9 protein-coding genes are annotated in these 11675 nt (G+C 43.5%); 8 read left to right on the forward strand and 1 reads right to left on the reverse strand.

The features are described from left to right. Positions 1-766 precede the first annotated feature (766 nt). From dnaA to J7E38_RS15180, 8 genes are all read left to right on the forward strand, one after another. Positions 767-2113 (forward strand): chromosomal replication initiator protein DnaA, encoded by a 1347-nt coding sequence (gene dnaA, locus J7E38_RS15145; RefSeq protein WP_214705311.1) that lies wholly within the window; start codon positions 767-769, stop codon positions 2111-2113. Between the two features lie 181 nt (positions 2114-2294). Then, positions 2295-3431, forward strand: a complete 1137-nt coding sequence (dnaN, locus tag J7E38_RS15150) for a DNA polymerase III subunit beta (protein WP_214705312.1) — start codon at positions 2295-2297, stop codon at positions 3429-3431. 192 nt (positions 3432-3623) lie between these two features. Continuing rightward, positions 3624-3839: a S4 domain-containing protein YaaA gene (gene yaaA / locus J7E38_RS15155; RefSeq protein WP_214705313.1), complete on the forward strand. Its 216-nt coding sequence runs from the start codon at positions 3624-3626 to the stop codon at positions 3837-3839. Between the two features lie 18 nt (positions 3840-3857). After that, complete coding sequence (gene recF, locus J7E38_RS15160; protein ID WP_214705314.1) at positions 3858-4976, forward strand: DNA replication/repair protein RecF; 1119 nt, start codon at positions 3858-3860, stop codon at positions 4974-4976. A 10-nt stretch (positions 4977-4986) separates the two neighbouring features. Further along, the gene (gene remB / locus J7E38_RS15165; RefSeq protein ID WP_214705315.1) at positions 4987-5235 is read left to right on the forward strand and encodes an extracellular matrix regulator RemB; all 249 of its coding nucleotides are present in this window, start codon (positions 4987-4989) and stop codon (positions 5233-5235) included. Between the two features lie 162 nt (positions 5236-5397). Then, positions 5398-7305: a DNA topoisomerase (ATP-hydrolyzing) subunit B gene (gene gyrB / locus J7E38_RS15170; protein ID WP_483297178.1), complete on the forward strand. Its 1908-nt coding sequence runs from the start codon at positions 5398-5400 to the stop codon at positions 7303-7305. A gap of 214 nt (positions 7306-7519) precedes the next feature. Then, positions 7520-10081, forward strand: coding sequence for a DNA gyrase subunit A (gyrA, locus tag J7E38_RS15175; RefSeq protein WP_214705316.1), 2562 nt, complete (start codon positions 7520-7522; stop codon positions 10079-10081). Between the two features lie 87 nt (positions 10082-10168). Further along, positions 10169-11260 (forward strand): HD-GYP domain-containing protein, encoded by a 1092-nt coding sequence (locus J7E38_RS15180; RefSeq protein WP_215038665.1) that lies wholly within the window; start codon positions 10169-10171, stop codon positions 11258-11260. Between the two features lie 235 nt (positions 11261-11495). On the opposite strand, the gene J7E38_RS15185 is transcribed toward J7E38_RS15180, so the two are convergent. Beyond that, a partial coding sequence (locus J7E38_RS15185) for a hypothetical protein (RefSeq protein WP_215038666.1) occupies positions 11496-11675 on the reverse strand: 180 nt, incomplete at its 5' end.

Here is an 11675-nt window from a genome sequence, read left to right on the forward strand (position 1 = left end):
CTTTGTAATTATAAAGAGGGGCAGCATAAATTGTCAAGTGCTTATTAGGAAAAGAACCTTATTACCATATAGTTAAAATTTGAATTCCCCGTCAGCTTCTTTTGAGATCACCGATGAATTTTTCCCTGGCTCACAGTTTAAAAAAAATATCGTTTTTTGAAACAGCTGCCTTTCATCCCCGAATTTAATTTTTAGTGGTAAAAGAATATTTTTTCCCTCAAAAGAAAATCTTATTTTATATGTTTTATTTTATAAAATTTCCATGTTTCCGAAGCCCTGTGGACAAAAATCGACACCTTTTTTATTATCCACAACCCTTTTTGACAGCTTTTACACAAGTCAGTTGGCTGTGGACAATTATTCTCCACAGATAGGGTGTATTGTGGATAATGTATGAAAAAGCGTTGCACCATGCTAGATTATCTGATATTATATTTGTGTTTTCACTCTTAATAATTCGATGACAGAAATATAATTATCCACAAAATGTGGATAAGCTGTGGATAGGTTATTCAGGGCTGTTGTAAAAGTTTGTCCACAGAAAGTGGATATTGTCGAAAAGCTTCTTTTCTTCCTTATTATATATTTTTCCACATTAATAGTTTCGTATATTTATTAATCAAGGGTTGTACAACGTGTATAACCTTTCGTTTTATGCTTTTCGAACAGACCTGATACAGATTGGCTAAACGGCTAAATGTGAAAATCACACTGCACATGCAGCCAGACATAGAGATAAAACTGACGAGAAAAGGAGGGAAAATTGTTGGAGAATATTGCAGATCTCTGGAATAATGCTCTCGCTAAAATCGAGAAAAAGATCAGCAAGCCAAGTTTTGATACATGGCTAAAATCAACCAAAGCACATTCGCTCCAGGGTGATGTCCTTACGATCACAGCACCTAATGAGTTTGCCCGCGATTGGCTGGAAGAGCGCTATTCCCAGCTTATCAGCGGCATTTTGTATGAAATTACTGGTGAAGAGCTTGCTGTTAAATTCATCATTCCCCAAAACCAGAATCAAGAAGATCTTGATATTCCTTTGCCGCCCAGAAGGGTCAAGAAGGAAGAAGACACGCCGGATCTGCCAGTCAGCATGCTGAACCCAAAGTATACATTCGACACTTTTGTCATTGGTTCAGGCAACCGTTTCGCCCACGCGGCGTCGCTAGCAGTAGCTGAAGCGCCGGCAAAAGCCTATAACCCTTTATTCATCTATGGGGGCGTAGGTCTTGGTAAAACCCACTTGATGCATGCAATCGGGCACTACGTCCAGGATCATAATCCGAATGCGAAAGTGGTTTATTTGTCATCTGAAAAATTCACGAATGAATTCATCAATTCAATCAGGGACAACAAAGCAGGCGATTTCCGCGATAAATATCGCAATGTCGATGTCCTGCTTATTGATGATATTCAGTTCCTGGCTGGCAAAGAACAAACGCAAGAGGAATTTTTCCATACATTCAATACCTTGCATGAGGAAAGCAAGCAGATTGTCATCTCCAGTGACCGTCCGCCAAAAGAAATTCCGACTCTGGAGGACAGGCTGAGGTCCCGTTTCGAATGGGGCTTGATCACCGATATCACGCCGCCGGACTTGGAGACAAGAATTGCGATCCTGCGCAAAAAAGCAAAGGCAGAGGGATTGGATATCCCGAATGAAGTTATGCTTTATATTGCCAACCAGATTGACTCCAACATCCGTGAACTTGAAGGAGCCTTAATCCGGGTTGTCGCTTATTCTTCTCTCATCAATAAGGATATCAATGCCGACCTGGCAGCTGAGGCCTTGAAGGACATCATTCCTAGCTCGAAGCCAAAAGTCATTACGATCCTTGATATACAAAGGGTTGTAGGACAGCATTTCAATGTAAAGCTCGAGGATTTCAAAGCAAAGAAACGGACAAAATCCGTCGCTTATCCTAGGCAAATCGCCATGTACTTATCAAGGGAACTGACAGATTTTTCGCTTCCAAAGATCGGGGAAGAATTCGGAGGACGTGACCATACAACGGTCATTCATGCACATGAGAAAATTTCCAAGATGGTTTCCACTGATACAAATCTGCAAAGGCAGCTAAAAGATATAAATGAACAATTAAGGGTTTAGGATAATGTGAATAACTCGTCATTGGTTGCGCACAGTCTGTCCACATGTGGATAGGCTGTCTTTCCTTTGATCAAGTCACTTATCCACAAATCCACAGGCCCTACTAGTACTACTATTACTTTTTTAAAACATATTAATATATGCTTTTAGGAAAAAAATATTCCAAAACGGAGGCTAAAAAATGAGATTTATTATCCAGCGCGATTTTCTGCTGCAAAGCGTCCAGGACGTCATGAAGGCAGTAACAAGCAGAACAACAATTCCAATTTTGACTGGTATCAAGATTGTCGCCAATGAAGAGGGAGTAACTCTTACAGGCAGCGATTCTGATATTTCCATTGAATCTTTCATTCCTAAAGAAGAAGCAGGGGATGAAATCGTTGAAATCAAACAGCCTGGATCAATTGTTCTGCAGGCGCGTTTCTTTAGTGAAATCGTTAAAAAGCTTCCTACAGACACAGTAGAAATCGAAGTCCATAATAATCTGCAGACGATCATCCGTTCCGGTAAATCTGAATTCAATCTTAACGGCCTTGATGCAGAAGAGTATCCACACCTTCCGCAAATTTCGGAAGAGCATGTATTCAAGATTCCGACAGATTTATTAAAAGGCCTGATCCGCCAGACTGTCTTTTCAGTGTCCACCTCAGAAACACGCCCAATCTTGACAGGTGTCAACTGGAAGGTCGAAAACAATGAACTGATCTGTATTGCAACAGATAGCCACAGACTGGCATTGCGAAAGGCCAGGCTCGAAGCTGACAATACTGAGAGCTACAATGTTGTCATCCCAGGAAAAAGCTTGACTGAGTTGAGTAAAATCCTTGATGACAGCTCTGATTCAGTCGATATCGTCATTACGGAAAACCAGGTTTTATTCAAAGCTAAGCATCTGCTATTCTTCTCAAGATTGCTTGAAGGAAACTATCCTGACACAGGAAGACTGATTCCGACTGAAAGCAAAACAGACGTTGTCGTGAATACAAAAGAATTCCTGCATGCCATTGATCGTGCGTCGTTACTTGCAAGAGAAGGACGAAACAATGTCGTTAAGTTTTCCACAATCGAAGGCGGAGCAATCGAAGTTTCTTCCAATACACCGGAAATCGGTACTGTTGTCGAAGAAATCCAGAGCCAGTCTATCGATGGTGAAGAACTAAAAATCTCTTTCAGTGCTAAATATATGATGGACGCGCTAAAAGCATTAGAGGGAACAGAAATTCAGATCAGCTTCACTGGCGCGATGAGACCATTCGTCATCCGTCCGCTTCATGATGATTCCATCCTGCAGCTGATCCTGCCGGTAAGAACTTACTAATTCCATAACGCCACCAGTTTTATTGCTGGTGGCTTTTTTTATATGTGAAAAGTAGACCCTGCGGAAAGCGAAGCGCCTGGAACGGAGATCAACAGGCCCGGACCGAAGGCAAAAAATAAGAAAATTTGTTTCTATGGAAAATATTTAGTAAAATAAAGTATTAAGTCCTTTTGGAAGAAAAGGGTGAGAATCGTGAATGAGGAAATAAAAATCGATACGGAATACATTACGCTTGGCCAGTTCCTTAAATTAGCCGATGTGATTCAATCCGGCGGAATGGCAAAGTGGTTTTTAAGTGAACACGATGTTTTTATCAATGGTGAACAAGATCAGCGAAGAGGAAGAAAGCTTCGTTCCGGAGACCAGGTTTCAATACCTGGATTTGGCGAGTTCGTCATAATGCAATAATCAGAGGATGAACTGTTCATGTATATAGAGGAACTGCAATTAAGGAATTACCGCAATTACCAGGGGCTTGAGGCGACATTTGAAAATAAGGTGAATGTAATCCTTGGCGAAAATGCCCAGGGGAAAACAAATGTCATGGAATCCATCTATGTGCTTGCAATGGCAAAATCACACCGGACCTCAAATGATAAAGATTTGATTCGCTGGGACGAGGAATATGCTAAAATAGAGGGACGGATTAAAAAAAGCAACGGATCGCTGCCCATGCAGCTTGTCATTTCCAAAAAAGGCAAAAAAGCAAAAGTCAATCATCTGGAGCAGCGCAAGCTAAGCCAGTATGTTGGCAACATGAATGTCGTCATGTTTGCACCAGAGGATCTGAACCTTGTAAAAGGGAGCCCTCAGGTACGAAGACGATTTGTCGATATGGAAATAGGACAGGTATCGGCAGTCTATTTGCATGACATCAGCCAGTACAATAAAATCCTCCAGCAGCGGAATCATTATCTTAAGCAGCTGCAGATCAAAAAAGCGACAGACCACACCATGCTCGAAATCCTGACTGAACAATTTATCCAGGCTGCCGCAAGGATCATCCTGAAGCGGTTTGAATTCCTGAATTTGCTTGAACAATGGGCATTGCCTATCCATCAGGGGATTTCAAGAGGGCTGGAAGACCTGAAAATCATCTATAAACCCTCTGCAGAGGTATCAGAAGGTGATGATTTGTCGAAAATGATAGCAGTGTATGAAGAAAAATTTGCTAAAATAAAGACAAGAGAGATTGACCGGGGAACGACGATGTTTGGTCCGCACCGGGACGATCTACAATTTTTCGTGAATGGCCGGGATGTCCAGACATTCGGATCCCAGGGACAGCAGCGGACGACCGCACTATCGGTGAAATTGGCTGAAATCGAATTGATCAATGCGGAGATCGGTGAGTATCCAATCCTCCTGCTTGATGATGTCCTGTCTGAGCTGGATGATTATCGACAATCCCATTTATTAAATACCATCCAGGGGAAAGTCCAAACCTTTGTCACCACCACCAGTGTGGATGGGATTGACCATCAGACATTAAGGGAAGCGGCCACATATAACGTGAAGACCGGCGAAATGTCAAGAATCCAATGAGGTGGACTCAATGTATTTGCATGTTGGTGAAGAGGTCCTTGTCAGGACGAAAGATATCATAGCAATATTAGACATTGAAAGCGCCAGTTCTTCTCCTTTCATGGAGGAATTCCTTGTGCGGCAGGACAGGGAGATTGTCCAGCTGGCCAAAGGGTCGGTCAAATCAATCGTCGTAACAGGCAATCATATATATTATTCCCCACTGGCATCAGGAACTTTGAAGAAACGCTCACAAAGATTATCCGTTCAGGAGTTTTAATAGATCGGCTTGTACGCAAAATGTCGAAAAACAACGGTGTTTGCGGAAATGCCACTTGAAATGATTATAGTAAATCCGCTGTTTTATTTTACAGATTTAGAAAAAAGATGAGTGAAATTGAAAGTGTAGGTGATCGATATGGCAATGGAGGAACAAGAATCCATGCAGGGACAAGCGTATGATGAAAATCAGATTCAAGTGCTCGAAGGCCTGGAAGCGGTACGCAAACGTCCAGGGATGTATATCGGATCAACGAGTGGAAAAGGTTTGCACCATCTTGTATGGGAAATCGTTGATAATAGTATAGACGAAGCTCTTGCCGGCTTCTGTGATGAAATAAACGTCATTATCGAAGAAGATAACAGTATTACTGTCAAGGATAATGGCCGGGGAATCCCGGTCGGTATCCACGAAAAAATGGGACGGCCTGCGGTTGAGGTTATCATGACTGTTCTTCACGCAGGCGGTAAGTTCGGCGGCGGAGGCTATAAGGTTTCCGGAGGACTGCACGGTGTAGGTGCATCCGTTGTTAACGCGCTGTCCACCTATCTTGAAGTATTTGTCCACCGTGATGGCAAAGTCCATTATCAAAAATTCGAGCGTGGCATAGTCGGTGACCCGCTGAAGGTCATTGGCGAAACGGACCATACAGGCACGACTGTCCACTTCAAGCCTGACCCGGAGATTTTCACCGAGACATTGGAATATGAATATGACACACTCGCAAACCGTCTGCGTGAGCTTGCCTTCCTGAACAGGGCAATCAAGATCACGATTGAGGATAAGCGAGGAGAAGGTAAAAGGAATGAGTATTATTACGAGGGCGGAATTAAGTCCTATGTTGAGCATTTAAACCGTACGAGAGAAGTCCTTCATGAAGAGCCGATCTATATTGAGGGTGAAAAAGATGGCATTACTGTAGAGGTAGCTATCCAATACAACGACAGCTACACAGGAAACATTTACTCTTTCGCAAACAATATCCACACTTATGAAGGTGGTACGCATGAGTCTGGTTTTAAAACAGCTTTGACTCGTGTGATTAACGATTATGCCCGTAAGCACGGGATTTTCAAGGAAAGTGATGCCAATCTTTCAGGAGATGACGTTCGTGAAGGCTTGACTGCAATCGTGTCGATCAAGCACCCTGATCCGCAGTTCGAAGGCCAGACGAAAACAAAGCTTGGGAATTCTGAGGTCCGTACGGTAACTGACACACTGTTTTCCGACCACTTTGAAAAATTCATGCTTGAAAACCCGAATGTCGGAAGGAAGATTGTCGACAAAGGCCTAATGGCCGCAAGAGCCAGACTCGCGGCTAAAAAAGCGCGTGAGCTGACACGGAGGAAGAGTGCTCTTGAAATCTCCAGTCTGCCAGGGAAGCTTGCTGACTGCTCTTCAAAGGATCCATCAATCAGTGAAATTTATGTCGTTGAGGGTGACTCTGCGGGTGGTTCCGCCAAGCAGGGCCGTGACCGCCACTTCCAGGCGATCCTGCCGCTTAGAGGTAAGATCCTGAACGTTGAAAAGTCGCGTCTGGATAAAATTTTATCGAATAACGAAGTAAGAGCGATCATAACAGCAATCGGTACAGGGATCGGCGAGGACTTTGACCTTTCAAAGGCACGTTACCAAAAAATCGTCATCATGACTGATGCCGATGTCGATGGCGCCCATATCCGAACTTTATTATTGACGTTCTTCTACAGATATATGAGAAAAATTCTTGAGGCAGGATATATTTATATTGCCCAGCCGCCATTATATAAAATCCAGCAAGGCAAAAAAATCGAATATGCTTACAACGACAAGCAGCTCGATCAGATCCTCGCTGAGCTCCCGCAGCAGCCAAAACCAGGCATCCAGCGTTACAAAGGTCTTGGTGAGATGAATCCAGAGCAGCTTTGGGAGACGACAATGAACCCTGAGACAAGGACATTGCTCCAGGTAAATCTCGAGGACGCAATCGAGTCGGATGAAACCTTCGAAATCCTCATGGGTGACAAGGTAGAGCCACGACGCAATTTCATCGAGCAGAATGCACTTTATGTAAAGAACCTGGATATATAGTAAGGTCTCTTTTTACAAAGCACTGTTCTTTTTTGCAGGATAGAAGGTATGGCCTCTATCCTGATTTTTCTTGAAAAAGGCTGCATTGAACCGGGGTGCTAAGCCCCTGTCTTCTTATGGAATAATGATATGTAATTTGATTACTAGATTAGTGACTGGCATTCGCGCTAAACCTAAGCGCCTTTGCTTTTCGACTAAAGGAGGTTTCTCTTAAATGGCTGAGACACCAAACTCTCGTGTGAAAGAGATTAATATTAGCCAGGAAATGCGTTCATCCTTCCTGGATTATGCCATGAGTGTAATCGTAGCTCGTGCGCTTCCGGATGTCCGTGACGGCTTAAAGCCCGTACATAGAAGGATTCTATATGCAATGCATGATCTCGGCATGCATTCAGACAAGGCCTATAAAAAATCGGCGAGGATCGTCGGTGAAGTCATAGGTAAGTATCACCCGCATGGTGACTCTGCTGTATACGACACAATGGTCCGTATGGCGCAGGATTTCAACTATCGCTATATGCTAGTCGATGGACATGGAAACTTTGGATCTGTCGATGGTGACGCTGCAGCGGCGATGCGTTACACAGAAGCCCGTATGTCCAAAATTTCGATGGAGCTTTTGCGTGACATCAATAAAGATACAATCGACTATCAGGATAACTATGACGGTTCTGAAAGAGAACCGATTGTCATGCCTTCACGCTTCCCGAACCTGCTTGTCAACGGTACTTCCGGTATTGCTGTCGGTATGGCGACTAACATCCCGCCGCATCAGCTTGGCGAGGTCATTGATGGCGTATTGGCCATCAGTAAAGACCCTGATATGACCATCATGGAATTGATGGAGATCATCACAGGACCAGACTTCCCGACAGCGGGATTGATCTTAGGGCGCAGTGGCATCCGTAAAGCTTATGAGACTGGCCGCGGGTCGATTACATTACGTGCGAAGGTTGAAATTGAACAAAAATCAAATGGTAAGGAAGTTATTATCGTCAGGGAACTTCCATACCAGGTCAATAAAGCCAGGCTGATTGAGAAAATCGCTGAATTAGTCCGCGACAAGAGGCTTGACGGCATCACGGACTTGCGGGATGAGTCTGACCGTAAGGGTATGAGGATTGTAATTGAAGTTCGCAAGGATGCGAATGCAAATGTCCTTCTAAATAACCTTTATAAACAAACTGCCTTGCAGACAAGCTTTGGTATCAACCTTCTTGCTTTAGTCGATGGCCAGCCGAAGGTTCTGAACCTGAAGCAATGTCTGACATACTATCTTGACCACCAGGTAGTCGTCATTCGACGACGCACAGAGTTTGAACTTAGGAAGGCAGAAGCTCGTGCTCACATTCTCGAAGGGTTGCGAATCGCGCTTGATAACCTTGATGCGGTCATCAGCCTGATCAGAAGCTCACGCACGACAGATATCGCCAGAGAAGGATTGATGACACAGTTCAATCTATCCGATAAGCAAGCACAGGCCATTCTTGATATGCGTCTACAGAGGCTCACAGGTTTGGAACGCGAAAAGATCGAAGAAGAATTCCAGAACCTCATGCAGCTGATCTCAGAATTAAAAGCAATCCTGGCTGACAATGAAAAGGTACTCGAAATCATTCGTGAAGAGCTTACGGAAATCAAAGAGCGCTTCAATGACGAGCGCCGCACTGAGATTGTCTCAGGCGGTCTCGAAATGATCGAGGACGAAGATTTGATTCCTCGAGAAAACATTGTCATCACCCTTACCCATAACGGCTATGTTAAGCGCCTGCCTGTATCGACATATAGGGCACAGCGCCGCGGGGGCCGCGGAATCCAGGGGATGGGTACGAATGAAGATGATTTCGTCGAACACTTAATCACGACATCCACGCACGATACAATCCTTTTCTTTACAAACAAAGGAAAAGTATATCGTTCGAAGGGTTACGAAATCCCTGAATTTAGCCGGACAGCTAAGGGAATTCCGATCATCAACCTATTGGAAATAGAGAAAGGTGAATGGGTTAACGCCATCATTCCTGTTTCGGAATTCGTGGATGACTGGTTCCTGTTCTTCACAACGAAAGAAGGAATTTCAAAACGTTCACCACTTTCATCATTTGCAAATATCCGCAACAATGGACTGATTGCCCTGAACCTGCGTGAAGACGATGAATTGATTTCCGTTCGTCTGACAGATGGCAGCAAAGAAATGATCATCGGCACAAAAGATGGCTTACTGATCCGCTTCCCTGAAACAGATGTGCGCTCTATGGGCCGTACAGCCACTGGGGTAAAAGGAATCACGCTGTCTGAAGGTGATGAAGTTGTCGGCATGGAAGTCCTTGAAGAAAGCGCAGAGATCCTTGTTGTCACCAAGAATGGTTACGGCAAGAGGACACCTTCCGAAGAATACAGAAGGCAAGGGCGTGGCGGTAAGGGAATCAAGACCTGCAATATCACCGATAAGAATGGTGACCTTGTCACGATGAAGGTCGTAACAGGTGAGGAAGACCTTATGCTGATCACAACAGGAGGCGTGCTGATCCGCATTCCGGTAAGCTCGATCTCCATGACAGGCCGTAATACACAAGGTGTTAAACTCATCAGTCTCAACAAAGCTGAAAATGAGTATGTTGCGACAGTTGCGAAGGTCGACAAGGAAGAAGATAAGCCGGAAGACCTGGAAGAGGATGAGAATGCGGAAGCAATCGTTGACCCAGAAGAGGTTGGCAGCGAAGAAGCAGAATCAGCCGAAACAGCCGAAACACCAAACGAATCAGAAGAAGAATAAACTTTTTAAGGGGAACACAAAAATGTGTTCCTCTTTTTTGGTAAAATAAAGTAAAATAATTGTAAGAAAATTAAAATTCCGGAGTGGATGGCCTTGCGCGTACTAGTAGACAACCTAAAAGAGGGCTGTATCCTTATTGAAGATGTTCTAAGTAAAACGAATAGACCCATCATGAGCAAGAAAACAGTCTTATCAGAGCATCTAATCGATATTCTGAAAATTTTTCTGGTCAAGGAAGTAGAAGTGGAGAAAACGCTGGTGAATGGATTGCCATGCACAGCCCCTTCGACCGGAAAAGACAAGAGTCTTTCATTGAATTCGGACAAGACCGAACGTACTTTTGTTGACCTGTTTTTACAGGCCAAGCAGGAGTTCAAGAAAGAGTTCATTTCCTGGCAATCAGGAATGCAGATCGATATTGCCAAACTCAGGTCGATCATTGTCCCGCTTATTGAGCAAAGTGACATGAATTCGTCGGATATATTCAACCTGCATCATTATTCCACCAAGAATGAATATCTCTATGACCATCCATTGGCGGTAGGGGTCATCAGTGCTTTCATCGCAAAGAAATTAAATTACAGCAAAGGGGAAGTGACCCAAATCGCGCTGGCTGGCTGTCTATCGGATTGCGGCATGGCGAAAATCAGCCCGAGCATTCTCAACAAAAACACTACTTTAACGGTAGAGGAATTCGAGGAAATCAAAAAACATCCTACATTTAGCTATCAGATGGTCAGGAACAGCCCGTTGCTGAAGGATGCTACAAAGATTGCCATTCTTCATCATCATGAAAGAATGGACGGAAGCGGCTATCCATTCGGCGAAAAGGCAAGCAGGATCCATCCATTTGCAAAAATACTTGCGGTGGCTGATTCCTTTCACGCAATGACCTCCGAACGAATCTACAAACCAAAGCACTCGCCATTTAAAGTGCTGGAAATGATCAATGAGGAATTATTCGGGGAGTTTGATATAACGGCATTGAAGGCATTAAGTTCAGCGATTATGAACTATTCCGTAGGCACCAAAATCCGATTGTCGGATGGCCAGGCTGCAGAAATCATTTTTGTAGAGGAAAAGAACCCGGCAAGGCCGTTGGTGAAATTGCTGGAGTCAGATCAGATTCTTGCCCTGGAGAAGAACAGGTATTTGCATATTGAAGAAATTATTCACTAAGAGCTGGCCGTGTATGCCAGCTTTTTTTAATTTCACAGATTCTATGAAGATTCAAATGACATGTTTTATAAACAGCTATGAAGAGTATCTTTGAATAAAAATAAGAAACTACAGAAAAGGTATTGCTTTATCATTATATGCCTGATATAATCTTCAAAGTCAGTAACGAAACAACAACTTCAATCAAATAGTTTTTGAAAAAAGTTATTGACTTATACAGCAAGAAAATGTTATATTAATAAAGTCGCTTACGGGCGATGAGGCAACGAATTGTTCTTTGAAAACTAAACAAACAAGCGTCAACAAACAATAAATGATCATGTCCTTCTATTATAGAAGACATGAGCCAACGTTTTAACTTATGAGCTAAACTCATACTCTTTTTTGGAGAGTTTGATCCTGGCTCAGGACGAAC

The sequence above is a fragment of the Bacillus sp. ISL-35 genome, assembly GCF_018613355.1.
Classification (GTDB): domain Bacteria; phylum Bacillota; class Bacilli; order Bacillales; family Cytobacillaceae; genus Mesobacillus.